Here is a 22,529-nt window from a genome sequence, read left to right as displayed (position 1 = left end):
AATTTTGTAAGGATTTCTATTCATCATCAAAAGTTCTCCATTGTAGATCTCGCAATGTATTTTCAGTTATTTCTATGAGTGCTGTTTTTTTAATTTCTTCCCTCTTAGTTATAAAATTCACTTCACTAGATATGGAAGTTTCATCTTTTGGTACTAGTAAAACTATAGGTTTAGGTTCCCCATAAACTCCATTCTGAACATATGGTTTTATAGCTTTTTTAATAATTAGATCACCTATTTTAAGGGTAACCTCTGCCAAATCTAAATCTGAATTATCACCTGTTATTTTATGAAAAGATAAACTGCTGCCATCAATTGATAACTGTTTAGTAATTTGGCCAATGCCATCCATGTTTTTTTTACCCTTTTCAAGTTGTACTTCTTTTTCTATAATAAAATCACCATTAAGTAGTTTTGAATTGACTTGTAGTTTAATATTAAATTTAGGTTCATTGCGTCTTTCTATATCTTTTTCACCTATCAAATTAAATCTCAAATAATCTATACTAGCACCTTCAAAGTTTCTCCACTTTTTTTCTGGAGTCCATCTACATGCTAAGCTATTTGTGTCACCTTCGCTATTTGTATAACTTATATCGAGAGCTAATGATCTTAAGTCGAAGTTCAGGTTTATATCCTGTAACCCTATTGCTATATATGGAAACGTATCATTAGCATTGATATCTATAATATGCCCATTTTCTTTTAGCTCCTCTTCGGTCATATTAAACTTTGAAAAGCCTATTAGCCCAAAGAACGTAGTTTCTCTAGACTCTAGATATTGAGTCCTTGAATCATAAGAAATAGTACCTTTTTTCATGTTTTTAATATCTTTTACCGAGTTTTGATATCCCGCTTTTAATGACTTCTCACCCATAGTAATTTCATCCATTAATTTCTTTTTAATTCCTTCATCATCAGTACTTTCATATAATGATTGTAATTCGGTTAAGCGTGCCTCTTTTGTTTTGTATTCTTTACTCAGAACCTCGTTCTCTATTTTATCTTTTAGCCTTTGAAAATGTTCGTCTTCCAAAGATTCATCAGTAGAATTTCCGGTAGCATTTTCAGGTGATGGACATTTTATTCTTTCCACTTTTACACCACTAGTTTCATTGAGGTCTTCAATTATTTCTTCCTTTGTTTTACTCCCTCCTAACTTAATGGGTCCCAAACTTAATCCCCCTTCTAATTTTGTTTGTTTCTGATAATATTCATAAACACTTTCCCATTTTCCAGTAATATTATATCCACAAGGTGGAGTTAAACCTCTGTACTTTATAGAAACACTTATTAAAACACCTCCTTTTCCAGTGGCTAGTTCTGATATAACTGCTGCACCTAATTCATTCAAGCTTAAACTAAAACCCATTTTTTGATTAGCAATTAAAGGGCCTTGAAAAGCTGTATTAGTTTCAGGATTTCCTAAAAACAGTCCCTTTTCAGTTCTTATTTCAAAGTCACATTTTTCAAGCGGTATTGGGGCTAATTTGATTGTTCCGGCTTTCGGTGCCTTTTTTAAGATATATTTCTTCATAGTTTCAATTACCTCTGGTTCTGCAGCCATAGTCATTGTGCCTTGTATAATACCTCCTTGTTGTGTTGGACCACCATCTGATGGGTCATATTGATAGCGTAACAATGTAAGATCTGGAAATTCTTTTCCTTTTTTATCTTTAGTCGTTGTAACTCGAGCCTCATTAGGTACATAATAATATTGATCTGTTTGTTCAGCATCTCTAAAAACTGAGTAGGTTTTTTTCTCTCCATCATCTGTTGTTACAACTAAATCATCAATTCTGTTTTCAGCAGCTAAGCTTGCTTGGGACTGTAGAGTATTACTTGCACTAAATATTAACAGAATAATGATGTAGTGTAATAAACTGTAGTTGCTCTTGCTTGCATTTTTCCAACAAGCTGAATTGTTCCTGTTTTTTACATGTACGCTCTTAGTTTTCATAATTTTCATTTTTTACAAATATTTATTTTTGGCATCTTAATATGATGTTTAATAGCTTTATCTCTTTAGAAATATTTTTAAGAATTTCTATCGTATACGAATTACTGTTGTAAAATTAAAAAGTGATTTATTAAGGGGCGTGTACTATTGGATCAAAAACTAGTAATATTAGATCATCAGTAAGAAAAAGCTAGTACTATTATTGCATTGGAGCATGAAAAATAAAATTAATTGACTAAAAATCAACTACTTATTAATTTCACTAGGTGCAAAACCAAATTCATCTTTAAAGGCCTTACTAAACCAAGATGGATCGTTAAAACCGACCTCGTAAGCAATTTCAGAAATGGTTTTGTCTGTAATTTGAATTAATTCTTTCGCTCTTTGCAATCTTACTGAACGGATAAAAACCGCAGTAGATTTATCAGTAATGGCCTTCAATTTTCTATAGACTTGCGACTCGCTTAAATTCAATTTGTTTGCAAGGTTTCCTGAACCAAATTCAGAATTGCCAATATCCTCATTTATAAATTGTTTAACTTTTATAAGAAATTTTGTTTCTGGACTTTCTACTTGTTTGTCCAGAAATGAATTTAAGCCCTCTTTTTGAATTTTTTCATTTAATTTTTTTCGGAGTAAAACCAATTGATCTAATCGAATAAATAATTCCTTTTCGTTAAAGGGTTTGGCCAAATAGGCATCTGCACCGTGTAATAGTCCTGTTAAACGATCTTCTGTTGTTACTTTAGCGGTTAAGATTACTATAGGTATATGGTCTGTACGCTCATCTGTTTTTAGTATTGTACACACTTCAAAACCATCTTTCCCAGGCATCATAACATCACTTACAATGATATCAGGTATTTTTTCAAAGGCCATTTCTATACCTAAATTGCCATTTATGGCATGCATGGTTTGGTACTTTCCTTTTAAGCAAGTTTTTAAATAATGGGCTACATCTTCATTATCCTCAATTATAAGAGCTAATGGCAAAGTAGAAAGCCCATTCGAGTCAATTGGTTCTGATTTTATAATATTAGTTTCTTTTTTTATAGTTGGCTCTATCGTTATTGAAGCATCTACCGTCTTAACTGCATTATGGGTTACAGGAAGTTGAACAGTAAACGTACTTCCTTTACCGAGAATACTCTCAACCCCAATAGTTCCATTCATTAATTCTACAAAATCTTTTACCAAAGAAAGTCCGATACCTGTACCTACTTGATATTGTAAATTTCGGTTATCTGCCTGATAGAAACGGTCAAATAATGAGGCAATGTCGTCTTCTGACAATCCTAACCCATTATCTTGTACTTTTATTATGAATACTTTAGCACCATCATTTTTTGCTTTGTTCAGATGCACTATTATCTTTCCGTTAGCAGAAGTAAATTTAATTGCATTTGAAAGCAAATTGGAAATAATCGATGCCATCTTATTCACATCTATATCCATTTCCAAGCCGTCAATTTCAGAATAAACAGTGAGATTTATTTTCTTAGCTTCCGCTAAAGAATGAAAGCTTTCACTCAAATATTTGACAAACGGTATAACATCAGTCTGAATCAAATTCAACTCCATTGAGCCGCTCTCAACCTTTGCCAAATCTAAGAGCTCATTAACTAATTTTAATAAATTTTTACCGTTACGTCGAATCATTTCTAATGATTTTTCAGCTCCTTCGAAACTATTAAAAGGCACGTTTGTTTTTAAGGTGTCCACCATCCCTAAGATTACGGTTAATGGTGTACGAAATTCATGGGTGATGTTTGAGTACAACCTTGTTTTTGATTCGTTCAACTGCTCTAATTGCTCCGTTTGGTGATTCAAAAGTTTATTCTTTTGTCTTATTTCAAGTGTACGATTGTTAATGGTATTTTCAAGTGCTACATTCTTTTTCTGCAACTCATTAGACCTCCATTTAGAATATAAGGTTACAACACCGATGGATCCAATAATATATAATAGGTATGCCCACCATGTTCTATACCATGGTGGTAAAATGGTGAAGTAATAACTATCTTCATTTCCAGATTCATCATAAATGTTTTTAGAGCGTACTTTGAATGTGTAGTCACCTTCAGGTATTTTGGTGTAATTTTTTTTTGTCTCGGTAGACCAAGACGACCAGTCATCGTCAAAACCTTCCAAGATATATTGATACGTATTGTTTTCTGATTTGGTGTAATAAGGAAGAGAATATTCAAATTTTAGTGTATTTTTTTTAAAAGGCAGTTCAAAACTATCTTCCATGTTCTTGTACCGGTCAGAGCCAGCATAAATCAAAGAATCATTATTTATCCATACCTTTCTTAATTTAGTGCTCAAGTTTTTGTTGAAAGATCTAACCATATTCGGATTATACATAAGTATACCGTTATTTGTTGTAACGAAAAGCGAAATTTCACCCATAAGCTCAAAATATTCTATTCTAGAATCAGAAAACAGCTTAATTTCTTTAAGTTCAGTAAGTTTATCTTGAGAGAGTTTAAAGACTCTAGTTACATTATCAGCTCTAGTTGTATGCCATAATTCACCTTTATTATCAAATTTCTCAAAACCAAATTCGACAACCGTATTCTCGCCATATTTATCGTACTGATTTGGCCATAAACTATACTTTTCAAAAGTTTGGTCATTATTATTAAATTTATAATAACCTTCGTCCGTATTTACGACCAATTCATTTTTAAATTTAGTGATAAAACTTTTTGAAATCGACGGAAGTTCATCCATAGATTTGTATTTTTTAATCTCGAAATTAGTTGTACTTTCTATATTATCAGATAACTTTTCACCATAATAGTACCCCTTATCGTGTACAGCAAACCATAGATTACCTAAGGAATCATCCTCAATATCTGTTATGACTCCATCTGTTTGAAGAACAAATTCAGTATACCATTTATTATTTATAAGGTTAAGTTCATATAACTCTTTATCATACGTAGCCAAATGAAATTTTGAATTATTTACTTTTGATTTTACAATAGAAGAAAAACCAATCACCATTTCAATAATAAGTTCTGCTTCATAAGTATTACTAATTTTATAAATTTGACTTTCATTATAAGTAAATATATTATTGTTAGAAGAAGTAATACCCATAAGTCTACCAGCCCTAATCCCTTTTATTTTTTCAAAAACCAACTTTTTATTCTCCATATAAGAATTGTCCTTTGCCAAATAATATAGTCCGTTACTCTCAACAAATAATTTACCTGACTGATAACATACAGAAGTCACAATTTCATTTAACCCACTCAAATCATTGAATATTCTAAACGGTGATGCCCATTCTATCTTAGAAATACCTTCACCACCACAAACCCAAATCGCACCATTACTGTCTTCATATATAGCATAAAGTTCATTACTAGTCAAACCGTGTCTTTTTCCAATTCTCTTTTTTATTTCACCTGTTTTTCCGTCAATTATAAATACTCCGGAAACAAGTGATGCAAGTGCATAATCTCCATTTGATAAAGCAACTCCACCATATATATTGCTTTTTTCTAAAATTTCATTGCTTTTTTCGTTAAATGGTTCAAAATTTTCACCATTGTAAAGTACCATGCCCTGATCTGAATGAATAATTAAGATTTGATTATTTCGATAGGGTAACATTTCGCGTATTTCTACAATACGTTTTTCATAATTTTTAGTTAAAATCTCCGAGCCAGAAATTACATGAAAAGAATCATCAACTAGTTTTTGTAATCCAACACCTAAATCAATTATATATAGTGAACCATTTACCTTAAAAATTTCGCCAAACTCTTCCTGTGCCTTCCAAGTTTTAAATTTTTCACCGTCCCATCTAAAAAGGTATTTAGAGGATGAAAAATACACATTATCTCCATTTGTAACAGTTGAAGAAATACCATCTGTTTTCGTTGAGGCAAAACCATTGAAATCTTTAAAGTTGGGATCAAGATTAGCTGTGAGCGATTTATATTTCATTGTACCAAGTTCATCCGGTTCCAAATACCCTAAATCTCGGCGACCTCCTACATATATTTTATCATTTACTGTTTTAGAGAAAGCCATCACCCAATCTTTAAATTCTGTTGGAATAAACTCCCATGTATTACCATCAAATTCAAGGACTCCTTCACCATTCCCTACATAAATAAATCCATTATTTCCTTCTATAATTCTAAAGTTCCATGGGCTATTCTTATAATCAGCATAGTTATAGTTTTCAATATATGGTAATCCAGATTCCCAAATTTCTAGAGGTGTAAGTTCTGTATTAGAATTTTTGATCTGCTGAGAAAAAGAATAAGAAAAATTAAAGAATAAGAAAGTTATCAAAAGGCTATGCAAACGGTATTTTCTCATTGGCACAATAAAATCACGTTGAAATAGTTTCATTGTTGGATAGAATTTACAAATCTAGAATACTGGTATTTATATAGTATATTTTTAAGTCTAACAAGATAGTGAAAAATTATAGTACTGCCCAAAAGGGTTTTTCCCCATTAAAAAAGGGGTTATTCCCTATTTTAAGAAATTATAAAAATAAACAGCTTAAAATGATGGTTTCAAGCTGTTTTTTTTCTTCAATAAAACAGTTACTGTTCTACTTTTGTAAACCGTATTTTTATTTTACGGCAGGATGCATGGCAACTTGAATATTAGCACAATACCCTAACTGGTCAGAATCTGGATGTAGCGTAGGACCCGATGGAAAACCAATATCAGGTAAAAGACACCCGCCATCCATAGTCTGGATCTGACTAGCTATCATTCCCGGTTGAGCTTGCCCATGAGTTCGTAATGCCAAATGCACTTCAGCAGTAAGGGGGTTATTAAATATCTCTCCAATACTTTTTTGTGCCGTAAAATTACCATTTCCATTTCCATCTGATATAATACCACCTGCGTAAGTAGATGTTGGTGGCCCTGAAGTCTCTCCAAAGATTACATACCATAAAGTATATACATTTCCTGGTATTAACCCATTAGTTTTAAAGCTTACTGCAATTCCGTCTCTATTTCGATGGAGTGTTGATAAAGACTCCTGAATTTCATTATCGTTATGATCAATAATAACGACCACAGATTTAGTTTTATCCGGCAGTGGTTCAGTAAATGTTTCGCTACTACAAGAGCTTATAATCATAATAATAGCAAGCGGTAAAATTCTCATTGTGTTTTTCATAATATATGTTTTATAGTTATTATGATGCAATGATATTGTGATTATTAAATAATGATGTTCACTATTATTTCAATCAATAGAAGTAATTATGAATTGTGTAGGAAAGTATTATACTATTATTGCAAACTTATGCAATAAAAAATGTTAAACACCTGTTTATAAGCTACTTGAAATCACCTGGAGTCTGTCCGAATTCCTCTTTAAAAGCACGGCTAAACCATGAAGGATTATTAAAACCAACCTCATAAGCAATTTCTGAAATCGTTTTATCAGTCGTTTGAATTAATTCCTTCGCTCTTTGTAATCTAACTGAACGTATAAAAACAGCAGTAGATTTATCAGTAATTGCTTTCAGCTTTCTATAAATTTGAGATTCACTTAAATTCAACTTACTTGCCAGACTTTCTGAACCAAAAGAGGAATTTTCAATATCATCATTTATGAACTGTATGACCTTTTGAAGGAATTTAGTTTCAGGATTTTCAGCTTTCTTATTCATAAAAGTACTAAAGTTGCTATTTTCTATTTTAAGCAACATTTTTTTTCGGAGAACAATAAGTTGATCTAATCGGGTAAACAATTCTGCTTTTACAAAGGGTTTTGTCAAATAGGCATCTGCTCCATGCGAAAGACCAGTAAGCCGATCTTTTAAAGTAACTTTAGCGGTAAGCATAATAATTGGAATATGGTCAGTTCGCTCATCGGTTTTCAGCGTTTTACAAACTTCGTAACCATTTTTACCCGGCATCATTACATCGCAAATAATAATGTCTGGTATTTTTTCTAAAGCAAGTTCAATGCCTTCAATTCCATTACGAGCATGTATCGTTTGATAGTTGTGCTTTAAACAAGTCTCTAAATAATGAGCAACATCGTGATTATCTTCAATAAGTAAGCACAACGGTATTTCAGAATTAGGATCAAAATTTTCTACACTTAGAATTTTGTTTTCTACATTTGAGATTAATGGTTCCGGCTTGGCGTCGAAGTGCTGGTCTTTGGCTATTGCAGCATTTCTTGTGATAGGCAAATCAATAATAAATTCACTCCCCTTATGAAGTTCACTTTTTACTTCAATAGTACCACCCATGAGAATCACTAATTCTTTTGTTAATGCGAGGCCTATTCCTGTACCTTCTCCAGATCTAGATTCGGATGCATTGACTTGATAAAACCGATTAAAAATATTTGGAATATTTTTATTAGAAATACCAATACCATTATCTTTAATTTTAAGAATAAGATGTTCTTTTTTCTTTACTGTACTATGATTAATATGAACTATGATTTTTCCATCAGACTTGTTGCTAAACTTAATAGCGTTTGAAATAAGGTTATAAGTTATAGCCGATAGTTTGTCGACATCATAGTCCATGACAAGCGTATCAATTTCAGCATAAACAGTTAGCTTAATATTTGATTCATCTGCCATTGAATGAAAACTTTCGCTGAGGTATTTTATAAAAGGAATAATGTCGCCTTTAATAAAATTTAAATCCATTTTTTCGTTTTCTAATTTTGCTAAATCAAGTAGTTCATTTACAAGTCTCAATAAATTATTTCCATTTCTGGTAATCATTTCAACCGACTTTTCAGCAGTATCAAATTCTTTTTCTTCAATATTTGATTTTAGCGTATTTGCCATTCCAAGAATTACAGTTAACGGAGTTCTGAATTCGTGAGTGATATTTGTATAAAGATTACTTTTTAGCTGATCTAGACCTGTAAGACGATCAGATTCAGCAAGGGCAAGTTTTCTAGATAGCTGAAAGCGATAAAACCTGTCTGCCAGAGCAATCGCAATAACAGCATACATAATATAAGACCACCAAGTTGACCACCAAGGCGGCAGTATTTCCAAACTCATCTCCAAAGGTGGCTGTTCCCATTCCTTACCCCGTGAAAACCCATTAACCTGTAAAGTATAATTACCAGCAGGGAGATTTAAGAACTGTATTTCAAGATCTTTCAGAACATTCCATTCCGTATCTGTGGGAAGTAGTTTGTAGGCAAAGGAGACATCTTTGTTTAGCCTGTAATCAATACTTGAAAAGTTTAGATAGAAAGGGAATTCGTCATTTTTAAATTGTAAACTATTCGTTTTGCTTATGGCACTAGTTAACCAAGGTTTCGATGCTTTTTTGGTCTTAACAATTTCATCCTTCACCCGTAATTGAGAAAAGTAAAGCGACTGTGGATGGTCTATTGTTTCCAAATCTTTTGGATGAAAATATGTGAGGCCTCCTCCTCCTCCAAAATATATAGTTCCTGTCTTATCTTTAAATTTGGCATGCATATTAAAATCTTTGTTCTGAATACCATCTTCGATACCATAGGTTTTAAACTCTTCTGTATTAGGATCAAACCGTATGATACCTGCTGTTGTTCCCATCCATAAATTATCATTATCATCATGTTGTAAACTATAGATAATTCCATCTAGGTTCATTTCTTTATCTGTCCATGTTTTGAATTTGTTGTTTCCTAAATACAGATTTAGCCCATGAGTGGAGGATGCTAACCATTTGTTACCTTTAGAGTCAATTGTAATGTCAAGTACAATACTTGTTGCGTTAGAATTTCGAGAACTTTCAAGTACCGTGGTATTTATAAAACTTGGCTTTGTCAAAGAATTGTCCGTAAAACTTAATCTACTTAATCCTCCTTGCGTACCAGCCCAAATGGTATTTTTTGGATCTGAAAAAATTTTTTCCACAAAATCATTGGCAAGTGAATTTGGGTCGCTTTTGTTATTTTTGAACCTAATAATGCTAACTGTATTATCATTACTAAGCTGCAGTCTAAATATACCATGACCATAAGTTGCTCCCCAAACATTGTATTCAGTATCCAGGGTAATACCTTTTAAAAAATCATTACTAATACTATTAGAATTTTTAGGGTCGTACGTAAATGTTTTAAAAATTGGCAGATCGGGATCAAAGGTTTTTAAATCTATCATATTAAGACCCCGAGTAGTAGCGATCCATAATCTTTGATTTTTTGTATCCTTCAGTATTTCGCGAACTTCATTTCCTGTAATGCCATAAGGCTTAGTTTGGTCTTCCTTAAAGTAATAGGTTTTATCCCTTGTGATTAAATTTAACCCTCCAACAGAGGTTCCTACCCATGTATATTCTTCATCCTTAAAAATGGCAGAAATAGAATTATCATTCAGAATGTGTGCTCCTTTTTTATTTTTCGAAATATTCTTAAAGTAGGGAATGTTGAAATCTATTAGATCAAGATTACTGTTAGTACCAACAAATAACTGACTTTCATTAAGTTGCAGCAACGAATACACTCTATCATTACTTAATCCCTTGATGTCATTTTCACGATATTCAATTTTATTCAACACCTTTTCGTTTTTCCAATCGAATAGAAATACTCCAGAATCTGTACCTACCCAAACCCCGAAATTACCAGCATCAAGAAATTCAGTTACTTGTTTGGTTAAGCCCTGATGCTGTTCATTCAAATTGACTCTTTTTACATTTTTTGTAATTAAATCATAAATGTAGAAACCTACTTCAGTACCAATTAGAAGCTTTTTTTCTGTTCTATAAAAAGTTTGTACACGGCCTTGTATATTTAAATGTAGTGGTTTTAATTCAATTTCACTATTGTTCAAATCTAATATAAAGACCGCACCTTCAAAACCTCCAATCCATAATTGTTTTTGTGAATCAATAAACAAAGATGTTATCGAAGTAGTACTTAGAAAATTTTCTTTTTGAAATTTGTTTTGTCCTAAAGGAAGAAGTCTATGTACTCCTGTTTTTCTTGTTCCCACCCAAATAGTCCCATTTTCTTGAACTTCCAAACTGGTTATGATCTCATTTTTAAAGGTACTTAGTGATACTTTATTAAAAACATCAGACTGGGGATTATAAATATTAAGACCATTTAAGGTGCCGATCCAGATATTTCCATTCTTATCTTCTAAAAGTTTATTTATATATGTATTTGAAATAGACGTGGTATCTTCCGAAATAGGTTTAAAATGCCTAAATTGTTGCCCATCAAATCTATTCAACCCTCCTTGGGTACCAATCCAAATAAAACCTGAACTATCCTTTAATAAATCTAAAATGGTAGTTTGCGATAGTCCATCTTCTAAAGAATAATGTTTAATCCTTTGGTGATAATGTTGCGAAAATGAATTATAAAATGTGAAGAAGAACAGAATTATTAATAAATGGTAAGAATATTTTTTTCTGATAAACAGCATGAATTCAAATTAACTTTGATTAATTCTTAAAATAGTTCTATTAAAATACAATACAATACATTGACTTTCAATACATTTCACCTTCACAAGATAGTTAAAAATTATAGTATACCCAAAAGGGTTTTCCCCCATTTAAAAAGGGGATTTTTCCTATTTTACATCATAGAGTACTTTTAGCACATAAAAAAAGCCTAAAATTGAATATTTTAGGCTTTTTTAATTAATCAATAAGGTCTTTCTTTATTCTTCTATGATCTCCGTAGTTTTAGGTTTTTCAACATCTACTAAATTGAGTCCGTCGTATTTTACTAAGAATATACCTTTGTTTATATATCCTTTATTACCATTTTTAGTATACAAAAATTTACTTGCAATTCTTTCAGAAATACCTCCTGAAAAAGCACTGTTTACCATTGCATACGTTGCCATACGAGCTAAAGCATCATAAGTTATATCAAAACCTTTAAAAGCATAATCAGTGGGGTCTAGATAATTTTTCTTCTTATAATTCGAAATAAATTGCTGAACGCTGGCACTATTCTCATCTACAAAGTTTTCTGTTGCATAATGCAAATTAACTCTTGCCAAGTGATGATTTTCAATTTTCTCAAAATTAGCTTGATAACGCAATGCGAATAGTGTAATACTAATTTTTTCTGGCATTACCCCTAAGTTCTGAATTACATCATTAGTTACTGAAGAATCATCCGTCAATAATACAACCCAATTTTCTTTCTTATCTAATATATTCTTTTTAAAATAATCAGGTCTAATATATCCTTTCACCGGACTTAAAATTCTGAGTTTACCTAATGAATCAATTGCTTTTAACTCAGCAATTATTTTATTATATTTTAATTGGTTCTCTTGGATATCATCTTTAATAACAATTAAATTTTCACCCTTATAATTCTTTTTAACATACTCCAGTACCTTTTGCGACAATTGATCTTCTGAAGGTGTATCTTGAATTGTATTTTTTGCCGCAAATGCTCCGTGATCTTTTGAGGAAACAGGAGAAATAATTGCTGTATTTTGATTTCCTAAACTTTGAGAAACAAATCTTACATTATTTAAAAACATTGGACCAATAATAGCATCAACATCATTAAATTCATTCATTTTAAGAATAGTAGAAACCTCTGTTAAACTATTTTTAGTATCAAAAACTTTTGCCGTGATATTCAATCCTTGCTTTTTTAAAGAATCTAAGGCCATTTCTGCTCCTAAATAGAAATCTGTTGCAATATCATCCAATCTAGGTTTCCCCGAAGCAAAAGGTAACATTATTGCCACTTTCAACGTATTGTTAGATAAAAAATTCTCTGTAAAAACCTCTCTATTATTCAGAGATACTACTTTTGGAATTATAACAATCCCTCCCTCTTTAGCTCCTAGTTTTAAGTCTGGATTATACAATAATAGTTGCTCTTGAGAGATTTTAAATTTTTGACTTAAACTAAAAATAGTTTCCCCTTTCTCAACTTGATGTCTTATGTTATCGTCATTTATAGCATCGGGTATTTCTTCTCTATTTGGCAATTTAATAATAGCATCTGCCTTCAAACCTTCTTTAATTTGAGGATTCATCTTTTCTAAATCAGCCACTGAAATTCCATAACGCCTCGCTATCATGTATTTCGTTTCTTTCGCTTTAACTAAATAAGGTTTAACCGAATTGTCTTCAGCCTTTACTTCTTTAGCATTAACCTGATATCCATTTTTTACGGGTATTTTAATAATTTGCCCAGCTTTTAAATCGTCAATCCTTAAAACATCATTGTATTTTCTTAAAACACGTTTAGAGGCTCCATACTCTTTTCTCAATCTAAAATAATTCTCTTTTGGAAGTACTTTATGTACTAAAAAACCATCCAATACATAATCACCATCTTCAATATCTGGTACAGCATTGTAAGCTTTGTTCGGCACAATAACCACCTGATCTATACTGACTGCATCATTTTTAATATCAGGATTTAACTTTAAAAATTCGGCTTTAGAAACACCAAATTTTTGCGTAATACTAAACACCGTTTCCCCTTTTGTTACTTTGTGAGGTATGTACTTTTTCTGTTGAGAAAAAACACTAACTACTACAAAAAGAAAAAAAAGTATTGTTATTTTTATTTTATTCATCGTAATTAATTAATCTATTTAAAAACGGAATTACTCCCACTCTATTGTTGCTGGTGGCTTAGAACTGATATCATAAACAACTCTATTCACACCTTTTACTCCATTTATAATTTTATTTGATGTTTCTTGTAAAAACTCATAAGGTAAATTCACCCAATCAGCCGTCATTCCATCTGTTGAAGAAACTGCTCGCAAAGCTACAACTTTTTCATATGTACGCTCATCTCCCATTACACCTACTGAATTTACTGGTAAGAGCATGGCTCCTGCCTGCCAAACATCATCATATAAATTCCACTTCTTTAACCCATTTACAAAAACAGCATCAACCTCTTGTAATATTCTCACCTTTTCTGCCGTAATATCTCCAAGAATTCTTATTCCTAATCCTGGACCTGGAAACGGGTGCCTTCCTAATAATTCAGGGTCAATTTCCATAGTTTTACCAACTCTTCGAACCTCATCCTTAAAAATCATACGTAAAGGCTCTACAATTTTCAATTTCATAAAATCAGGTAATCCTCCTACATTATGATGACTTTTAATAGTTGCCGACGGACCACCTGTTACAGAAACGGATTCAATTACATCAGGATAAATAGTACCCTGTGCAAGCCACTTCACATCCTGAATATGATGTGCTTCATCATCAAACACCTCTATAAATGTACCTCCAATGGCTTTACGTTTTAATTCTGGTTCTGAAATACCTTCTAGAGCTTTCAAAAAACGTGCCGAAGCATCGACACCCTTAACATTAAGTCCCATATGTTCATATTGATCTAATACGCTTTCAAATTCATTTTTACGTAATAACCCATTATTAACAAAAATGCAATATAAATTCTTTCCTATCGCTTTATCCAAAAGAACTGCAGCAACTGTAGAATCAACTCCTCCAGATAAACCAAGTACAACTTTATCATTACCTAATTGTTCTTTCAGTTTACTTACAGTAGAGTCAACAAAAGAATCTGGCGTCCAACTTTGTTCAACATTGGCTATTTTAACTAAAAAATTCTCTAAAATTTGCTTGCCCTCAGTGGTGTGATATACTTCCGGATGAAATTGAATAGCATACGTATCCTCATCTTCTATTTTAAAAGCAGCATGCTCTACATCTTCCGTGCTTGCAATATTTTTATATCCTTTTGGTAATTCTAAAATAGTATCTGAATGGCTCATCCAAACTTGACTACCTTCATTAATTTTAGTAAAAAACTCTTCACTATGATCTACTTTTGAAAGTTTAGCCCTTCCATACTCTCTTGTATTGGATGCACCTACCTTACCTCCATAAAAATGAACTAAATATTGAGCTCCATAACAGATACCCAATAATGGTTTTTTTCCTTTAATTTTTGATAAATCAGGTTTGGGAGCATCTTCAGAATCTACTGAACATGGACTACCAGACAATATCACGGCTTTGTATTCGTCTACGTTAAACTTGTTACTATTGAATGGAAATATTTCACAGAATATATTTAATTCTCTAATACGACGAGCTATTAATTGAGTAAACTGTGAACCAAAATCTAAAATGAGGACTTTTTCTTGCATCTGCAAAAATAAAATTTAATTCCTAAAACTTGAGGACCTTTTATGATTTGTTTATAAATTGTTTGAATATAGCTGTATGGTCTTCATTGATTTTCGTCTAAACCTTAAATGAAATCGCCATGAACTCTCGAATTCACTTCACTTTACGATTAATAGTAGCCCTTGTGTTAGTTCAAACATTGTACTTTAAATTTTCTGCACATGCTGACAGTGTGTATATTTTTAACACCCTAGGTCTTGAACCTTATGGTAGAATTACAATAGGTATCTTGGAATTGATAGCAGCAATTTTATTATTTATACCCAAAACTATTTGGCTAGGAGCATTACTATCATTACTTATTATTACTGGAGCCATATATGCTCACTTAACAAAATTGGGAATTACAATTCATGGAGATCGTGGTAAACTTTTTTATTTGGCCATTTCAGTCTTTATTTTATCGGCTATTATTTTACTAAATAATAGACAAAACATACCATTTACCATCAAAAAAACGTAAATCGTTGATTTTGATAAATTTACTCGATTATATTCGCTATATTTGAAGTCTATCAATTGTTTTTCTAACTATCATATTTTAAACCACTGTATTATTCCATTCAACTTAAATGGATCAATGCTCAAAATTGTTGTACATGATATTAGAATTAGAAAAAAAAGTTAAAGAAAACACTCTCCTTATTGATGACCTGATTTCCAACTATTTTTTAAATCATCTTTCAAAGAAAGATATGCAAACTATTAATGGACTATTAGCTAACAACAAGTTCACTTTCAATCAAAAGGTAAAATTATTTTGTGATTTAGTAACGATGTCAAATATAGACCAAGCTAAATTTAAAGTCTATGCTAAAATAACGACTGATTTAGAAAACAATGACCTGCTGAATCCCTCCTATTTCTATAACATAAGAAATTATCACACTTTTCTTATAAATACCTATTCTGCAGCATCAGATTCGAATTCTACGCAAGTAAAACTTTTTTCAGCAACTAGCAGATTGTCTAATAATATTGTTAGACTAACGCAAGTTTATACTGAAAAACCTCAGATTTATGCTCAAAAAGGCCCTAAAAACATTTTTTCTAGATAACTTTGTTTGAATGAAACAGGAGATTCGAAAAGCTGTAATGGCAGTAATTGTAAATATCGAGAATAAGGTATTAATTGGTTCTTCACCGAGGGATGGCGGTTTTAAATTCCCACAAGGGGGATTAGATGAAAATGAACATTTTGTAGATGGTATTATACGTGAATTAAAAGAAGAACTGGATCTTGATATTACTATTAATGATATTTCTCAAAGTTATACTGAAACAGTAAAGTATATTTACCCAAATGAGGATAAATATATTTTTAAAAGTCAAGAATTAAATATTGTTAAGGTAACATTTAATGATCAAATGAAGCTTATACCTCAAGATGATGAATTTGAGGAGTTAATTTGGATAAACCCATCTGAATTACCAAACTACAATACATACTTTAGAGCACAAGCCTATGAAAAAGCGTTGGTAATTTGTGGTCTTTTGTAATTTCATTTAATTTCTATTTTGTCACCTAAAAAATGAGGTTTTACACCAAAGAGTAAATCGACAAAAACTTTTACTCTTGCCAGATATTCACGCATCATTACTTTTGTACCTGATTTGCCTCCAACGTCTTTGGCATTGAAGCCAATACTAGTTATACCCTTTTTTTCGGCAAGATAGATCGCTCTTTCATTATGAAATTTTTGAGAAATAAAAGTTACTTCTGTTAATCCAAAAATTTCTTTCGCTCGTACTACAGAATCTAAGGTTCTGAAACCCGCATAATCGAGAAATATTCGTTCAGCAGGTATGCCTAGAGCAATTAAATCATTTTTAAAATCGGTCGGCTCATGATTGTTAACGGAACTATTATCACCACTTACTAATATAAATTCAATTTTCCCCGCCTTGTATAAGGCTACTGCCGCATCAACTCGATATTGATAGAAAAGATTGATATTACCACTCTTTAAAAGTTTAGAAGTACCTAACACTACCCCTACTTTATTAGACTTGATTTGATTAATATTATCAAAAACCCTATCAGATGAAAAATTATATATAATGTAATTAGGGATAAAGACAAATAGAGATAAAATAATTACGAGGAGTAAAATTTTCTTTTTCATAAAAAATAGGTTTGGCAAAATTTAATTGTTTCTAAATATAAATTAATATTCTTTTATATAATATATTTGTTAGAACCTTAACTAAATTTTGACATTATGAAATCAAACTTCTATAAATTTAGTATTTCTATTTTATTCATTTGCTTTTGTCTTCAAATGAATAGTCAAAAAGCAATTGACACTGCTGATTTAATGAATTTAAAATCTGTAAGTGATCCTCAGATTAGTCCTGATGGAAAATGGGTGGCCTATTTAACCACAGAAATGGATTTAAAAAAAGACGAATCACAGTCACAACTTTGGATGATTTCTATTGAAGGTGGACCTGCAATTCCAATGACCTCAAAAGACTTTTACTCCCCTAATTCTCCACGTTGGAGTCCTGATAACAAATACTTATCTTTTCTAGCGTCAAAAAAAAATGAAAAAACCCAACTATATACTTTAAATAGATTGGGAGGTGATGCAGAGCAAATAACCAATATCAAACAAGGAATTCAAGGTTACGAATGGTCACCAGATGGTAAAACGTTTTTATTAAGTATTAAGGATGCAAAACCAGAAGAGTTAACGGAAGATAAAAAAGATGATGAAAAACCGAAACCAATTGTAATTGACCGGTTGCAATTCAAAAGAGATTATGTAGGCTATTTAGATCGATTCAGAGTGCATCTCTATTCATTGAACATTGGAGACTCTATTCCTTCCCAACTTACTTTTGGCGATTTTGACGATTTGAATCCAACGTGGAATCCAAATGGTTCTCAGATTGCTTTTCAAAGTAATAGAACTGAAAATCCTGATGGTAATTCAAATACTGATATTTGGATTGTTTCATCTAAAAACTCTTCAGATGACAAAAATTTAATCCAAGTTACTACTAACAGTAATTCAGACACAAATCCTGTGTGGAGCAAGGACGGTAAAACAATCCTTTACAATACAATTACTGATGCTAAAGCGATGTGGTACGCAACTCAAAAATTAGCCATGGTATCCGCAACTGGCGGTGAACCAAAAATATTAGCGAATGAATTAGACCGAAACATCAGTAAAGCACGTTTCTCAGATGATGGTAAATCGATATTCTTTATAATAGAAGAAAATGGCACGAGCGTTTTAGGTTCATTAGATCGTTCCGGAAAAAATTTGAAACGCATTATCAAGGGTAATTTCAGCATTTCTGACTACGATTTAGTGGGTTCGTCAATCGTTCCTTTGTTAACAAAAAGCAATGAACCTGCTGAAGTTTATAATTACGAAAAAGGAAAACTCATTAAACTTAGTACAGTAAATGACAAGCTAATTGAGAATATTTCAAAACCAACAGTAGAAAAAATAACCTTTAAAAGTAAAGATGGTACGCCCGTTGAAGGTTTTGTGGTAAAACCAATAAATTTTATAGCGACAAAAAAATATCCTTTAATTTTATGGTTACACGGTGGCCCTGTTAGTCAATATGAATTTGGATTTAATGATGAGGCAGAACTTTTTGCTGCCAATGGTTATATTACCTTATTGATTAATCCACGAGGCTCTTCTGGTTATGGGCAACCATTTTCTGAAGCATTGTTTGCCGATTGGGGTAATAAAGATTTTCAAGATGTTATGGCAGGTGTTAATTATATAATCGATCAAGGTTATACTGATGAAAATCGTTTAGGTGTTGGAGGATGGTCTTATGGTGGAATACTAACTAATTACGTCATTACTAAAAGTGATCGCTTCAAAGCTGCTATATCGGGTGCGAGTGAAGCACTTTACAGAGCCAATTACGGACATGACCATTATCAATTGACATGGGAATTAGAACTTGGTTTGCCTTGGGAAAATGCAAAGGCTTGGGAAAAAATTTCTCCATTTAATGATGTTGCAAAAATTATTACACCAACGTTATGGGTTGGTGGTAGTGACGATTGGAATGTGCCTATTCTAAATTCAGAACAAATGTATCAAGCGATGAAACGCTTAGGGCGTGAAACGCAATTGGTTGTTTATCCAGGAGAGCATCATGGTTTAAGACGACCTAGCTTTATAAAAGATCGTTACGAACGATATACAACTTGGTTCAATAAGTACTTAAAATAAGTTTACGTCATATCTTAAAAAAATATTTTTTATTTACTTTTACATGTATTTCTATTTACTTTTATATGTGTACCATTAAAATTGCAGGGGCAACGGAGTGACAATAACGAATTCACTACTCACCCCCCTTTAAATAACAAAAACAAAGCCTAATTTACATAAATTAGGAAAATTAATTTAATTTAAACTCAGATGTATGAAAATTAAAAGTTACTTTTTTTTCGGATTATTTTTTATTACATCGATAATTTTCGCACAAGAAAAAGAAATTTCTGGTACAATTATCGACGAACAAGGTATGCCTCTGCCAGGGGTAAGTATTATTATTGAAAATACCCAAACCGGAACAGAAACCGATTTTGACGGTAATTATTCTATTAAAGCTAAACCTGAAAATGTTTTGATTTTTTCGTTTTTAGGTTTAAAAACCGTCAAACAAACAGTAGGTAAAAAGACTACAATAAATGTTTCTATGATTTCGGACAATCAATTGGAAGAAGTGGTAATCGTTGGTTTTGGAAAACAATCTAAACGAACAGTTACGGACAACATAGCTTCTTTGACCTCCAAAGATCTTAATAATATACCCATTTCGAATTTGCAAGGTGCATTAACTGGAAAGGCGGCAGGCGTACAAATTCAACAAATAAATGGTAAAGTTGAAGGTGGTGTTAAAATGAGAATTAGAGGTGTCTCGACGATATCATCATCACAAGAGCCCTTATATGTTATTGATGGTATGCCTCTGATAAATGATGACGAGAGTGTATCTGATGCTCCTATGAATCCATTAATTTCTTTGAATCCAAACGATATTGAAAGTATTCAAATCTTAAAAGATGCATCATCTGCTGCAATTTATGGTGCTCGCGGTACCAATGGAGTTGTTTTAATTACCACTAAACAAGGTAAATCTGGTAAAACCAAAATTTCAGTAAATTCTTCTTATGGTTGGAGCGAAGCAACAAATACTGTAAAATTTCTGAATGCAGAACAATATATTGAGCTATTTACGGAAGCTTCTGCAAATAGCTACGGTGCAGATGATTTATGGCTCACTGAACCAGGAGGGTATTTTGATGATATGGCTAACGGATTAGATTGGCGTACTGGAGAAGTTGATACTGATTGGACAGATTATGCCTTAGTAAACGGATCAGTACAAGATCATTCATTTTCTATTTCAGGTGGTGATGAAAAAACAGTTTTTTATGTATCTGGTGCTTATAATAATACTGAAGGTATTGTTCGTGGTAATAGTTTAGAACGTTACTCTTATAGAGGTAATTTAGATCATAAAGTTTCTGATAAATTCCGTATTGGTCTAAACAGTAGCTTAAGTAAAACACAAATTTCAAGAATAGGTACAGACAATTCATTTTCTACACCTCTTCAAGCAATAGCTCAATCACCCTTAAACCCCGCTTATTTAGATGATGGGGTTACACCTAATAATGAATCTACAATTTATTATAACTTTTTAATGCAAGAGTATAATGGTAGTTGGGATGTTAATATTACAAGAGCAATTATGAATACTTTTGCTCAATATGATTTTACTCCAGATTTAAGTTTCAGAACTGAAATAGGATATGACAGCAACAATCAATTGGATGAATATTTTGCAGGTAGTTTAACTGAATCAGCTTCTACAAATGGATATGCCGACGCTACCTCAATACAATCAGACAAATACAACATTAACAATTACTTTACTTATCAAAAGTCTTTTAACACTAGTAATTTAGAAGTTGTAGCTGGAATGAGTTTCGAAGAGAGTTCTAGAAAAAGGCAATATGTTGCTGGAACTGGTTTTCCTTCTGACGAACTACAAACCGTTGAGAGTGCTTCAGAAATCACCGCTGGATCTTCAAGCAGAACTAAATATAACTTTCTATCCTATTTTAGTAGAGCTACATTTTCACTCTACGACAAATATCTTTTAAAAGGAAGTATTAGATACGATGGATCTTCTCGATTTGGTGCTGACAACCGTTATGGAATTTTCCCTGCAGCTTCCGTAGGTTGGATACTATCAGAAGAAGATTTTCTAAAAAACTCTAATACTGTATCATCTTTAAAATTAAGAGGAAGTTATGGAATTACAGGTAATGCTGGTATTGGAAACTTTGCTAGTTTAGGTCTATATAGTGGAAATGCTTATAATAAAACGTCTTCCTTATCTCCTTCTCAATTAGCAAATAGCGATTTAAAATGGGAGCGTACAACCCAAGTAGATGTAGGTATAGATTTTGGATTTTTAAATAATAAAATAACGGGTGAAGTTGATTACTATGTTAAAACTACTAATGATCTATTATTAAATGAACCCGTACCAGGAACTTCTGGCTGGAGCTCAATTACTCGAAATGTAGGATCGATGCAGAATAGTGGATTTGAGTTTGTTTTAAATACTACCAACGTCACAACTTCTAATTTCACATGGAATTCTTCATTAAACCTCTCTACTTTAAAAAATGAAGTAACAAAATTACCAAATGGAGATATTGTAGCAGAACGTAATCTAGTTAGAGAAGGTGAAACCATATCTTCTTTTTATTTAGTTGAATATGCCGGTGTTGATCCTGATAATGGCGATGCTCTTTTCTACACAAATACAACAAATGCAGATGGGACTTTAGACAAAACCAAAACAAATGTTTATAGTGATGCTGAAAGAATTGTAACTGGAAATCCATACCCAACACTAATGGCCGGATTTACCAATAACTTATCGTACCGAAATTTTGATTTTTCTTTTACATTTCAAGGCGAATGGGGTGCTTCAATCTATAACGAAGGTGGTAAGTTTCAATCTGGTAATGCTAGGTATGAAGACAATCAAACCGTTGATCAAATGAACAGATGGCAAAACCCTGGTGACATTACCGATGTTCCACAAGCAAGAATGTACAGTACAAATGGACAACAAGCTTCAACACGGTATTTAGAAAAATCTGATTTTATAAGATTACGAAATCTATCACTGGGTTACACTATACCTAGAAATGTTACTCAAAAATTTTCTGTAGATAGATTGAGAATATATTTCACAGGTGTTAATTTGTTAACTTTCACAGATTATACTGGTTATGACCCTGAATCTACTTATGATAATTATGGTAATTCAAGTATCCAAAAAGGTATTGCATTTTATTCTGCACCACCAGCAAAAACGTTTACTCTTGGATTAAATATAGACCTATAAAAAA

Annotated in this window: 12 protein-coding genes; 5 read left to right on the top strand and 7 right to left on the bottom strand. The window is 32.1% G+C overall.

From position 1 onward, the window contains the following. Positions 1 to 16 precede the first annotated feature (16 nt). The 6 genes from FF125_RS05750 to guaA all read right to left on the bottom strand — a co-directional run bounded on the left by FF125_RS05750 (position 17) and on the right by guaA (position 15,063). Entirely contained in the window at positions 17 to 1,960 is a 1,944-nt protein-coding gene (locus FF125_RS05750; RefSeq protein ID WP_138948874.1) for a hypothetical protein, read from the bottom strand. Between the two features lie 246 nt (positions 1,961 to 2,206). After that, on the bottom strand, positions 2,207 to 6,337 hold the full coding sequence (locus FF125_RS05745; protein ID WP_138948873.1) for a hybrid sensor histidine kinase/response regulator transcription factor: 4,131 nt from the start codon (positions 6,335 to 6,337) through the stop codon (positions 2,207 to 2,209). 229 nt (positions 6,338 to 6,566) lie between these two features. After that, complete coding sequence (locus FF125_RS05740) at positions 6,567 to 7,127, bottom strand: hypothetical protein (RefSeq protein ID WP_138948872.1); 561 nt, start codon at positions 7,125 to 7,127, stop codon at positions 6,567 to 6,569. 163 nt (positions 7,128 to 7,290) lie between these two features. Next, complete coding sequence (locus FF125_RS05735; RefSeq protein WP_138948871.1) at positions 7,291 to 11,361, bottom strand: hybrid sensor histidine kinase/response regulator transcription factor; 4,071 nt, start codon at positions 11,359 to 11,361, stop codon at positions 7,291 to 7,293. 240 nt (positions 11,362 to 11,601) lie between these two features. Further along, entirely contained in the window at positions 11,602 to 13,500 is a 1,899-nt protein-coding gene (locus FF125_RS05730; protein ID WP_138948870.1) for a LysM peptidoglycan-binding domain-containing protein, read from the bottom strand. A 30-nt stretch (positions 13,501 to 13,530) separates the two neighbouring features. After that, a complete protein-coding gene (gene guaA, locus FF125_RS05725; RefSeq protein WP_138948869.1) occupies positions 13,531 to 15,063 on the bottom strand; it encodes a glutamine-hydrolyzing GMP synthase in 1,533 nt (510 codons plus the stop codon). 119 nt (positions 15,064 to 15,182) lie between these two features. On the opposite strand from guaA, the gene FF125_RS05720 reads away from it, so the two are divergent. From FF125_RS05720 to FF125_RS05710, 3 genes are all read left to right on the top strand, one after another. Then, on the top strand, positions 15,183 to 15,566 hold the full coding sequence (locus FF125_RS05720) for a DoxX family protein (RefSeq protein WP_138948868.1): 384 nt from the start codon (positions 15,183 to 15,185) through the stop codon (positions 15,564 to 15,566). A gap of 136 nt (positions 15,567 to 15,702) precedes the next feature. Beyond that, positions 15,703 to 16,161, top strand: coding sequence for a hypothetical protein (locus FF125_RS05715; protein ID WP_138948867.1), 459 nt, complete (start codon positions 15,703 to 15,705; stop codon positions 16,159 to 16,161). A gap of 10 nt (positions 16,162 to 16,171) precedes the next feature. Further along, complete coding sequence (locus tag FF125_RS05710; protein WP_138948866.1) at positions 16,172 to 16,603, top strand: NUDIX hydrolase; 432 nt, start codon at positions 16,172 to 16,174, stop codon at positions 16,601 to 16,603. A 2-nt stretch (positions 16,604 to 16,605) separates the two neighbouring features. On the opposite strand, the gene FF125_RS05705 is transcribed toward FF125_RS05710, so the two are convergent. After that, positions 16,606 to 17,229, bottom strand: a complete 624-nt coding sequence (locus FF125_RS05705; protein ID WP_138948865.1) for a SanA/YdcF family protein — start codon at positions 17,227 to 17,229, stop codon at positions 16,606 to 16,608. Positions 17,230 to 17,325: 96 nt separating this feature from the next. Here FF125_RS05705 and FF125_RS05700 point away from each other — a divergent pair, with 96 nt between their 5' ends. Next, a complete protein-coding gene (locus FF125_RS05700) occupies positions 17,326 to 19,317 on the top strand; it encodes a S9 family peptidase (RefSeq protein WP_250629689.1) in 1,992 nt (663 codons plus the stop codon). A gap of 196 nt (positions 19,318 to 19,513) precedes the next feature. Continuing rightward, positions 19,514 to 22,525, top strand: a complete 3,012-nt coding sequence (locus tag FF125_RS05695; RefSeq protein WP_138948864.1) for a SusC/RagA family TonB-linked outer membrane protein — start codon at positions 19,514 to 19,516, stop codon at positions 22,523 to 22,525. Positions 22,526 to 22,529: the final 4 nt, after the last annotated feature.

Source organism: Aureibaculum algae (assembly GCF_006065315.1).
Taxonomy (GTDB): Bacteria; Bacteroidota; Bacteroidia; order Flavobacteriales; family Flavobacteriaceae; genus Aureibaculum; species Aureibaculum algae.
The sequence above is the reverse complement of the archived record's forward strand: the minus strand, read 5'-3'. Positions and strand labels throughout refer to the sequence as shown.

Excerpts from the sequence above, each read along its gene's own strand:
- FF125_RS05745 (WP_138948873.1), bottom strand. The coding sequence starts at position 6,337 with ATGAAACTATTTCAACGTGATTTTATTGTGCCAATGAGAAAATACCGT.
- FF125_RS05715 (WP_138948867.1), top strand. The coding sequence starts at position 15,703 with ATGATATTAGAATTAGAAAAAAAAGTTAAAGAAAACACTCTCCTTATT.
- FF125_RS05710 (WP_138948866.1), top strand. The coding sequence starts at position 16,172 with ATGAAACAGGAGATTCGAAAAGCTGTAATGGCAGTAATTGTAAATATC.
- FF125_RS05735 (WP_138948871.1), bottom strand. The coding sequence starts at position 11,361 with ATGCTGTTTATCAGAAAAAAATATTCTTACCATTTATTAATAATTCTG.
- FF125_RS05695 (WP_138948864.1), top strand. The coding sequence starts at position 19,514 with ATGAAAATTAAAAGTTACTTTTTTTTCGGATTATTTTTTATTACATCG.
- FF125_RS05740 (WP_138948872.1), bottom strand. The coding sequence starts at position 7,127 with ATGAAAAACACAATGAGAATTTTACCGCTTGCTATTATTATGATTATA.
- FF125_RS05720 (WP_138948868.1), top strand. The coding sequence starts at position 15,183 with ATGAACTCTCGAATTCACTTCACTTTACGATTAATAGTAGCCCTTGTG.
- FF125_RS05750 (WP_138948874.1), bottom strand. The coding sequence starts at position 1,960 with ATGAAAACTAAGAGCGTACATGTAAAAAACAGGAACAATTCAGCTTGT.
- guaA (WP_138948869.1), bottom strand. The coding sequence starts at position 15,063 with ATGCAAGAAAAAGTCCTCATTTTAGATTTTGGTTCACAGTTTACTCAA.
- FF125_RS05700 (WP_250629689.1), top strand. The coding sequence starts at position 17,326 with ATGAAATCAAACTTCTATAAATTTAGTATTTCTATTTTATTCATTTGC.
- FF125_RS05730 (WP_138948870.1), bottom strand. The coding sequence starts at position 13,500 with ATGAATAAAATAAAAATAACAATACTTTTTTTTCTTTTTGTAGTAGTT.
- FF125_RS05705 (WP_138948865.1), bottom strand. The coding sequence starts at position 17,229 with ATGAAAAAGAAAATTTTACTCCTCGTAATTATTTTATCTCTATTTGTC.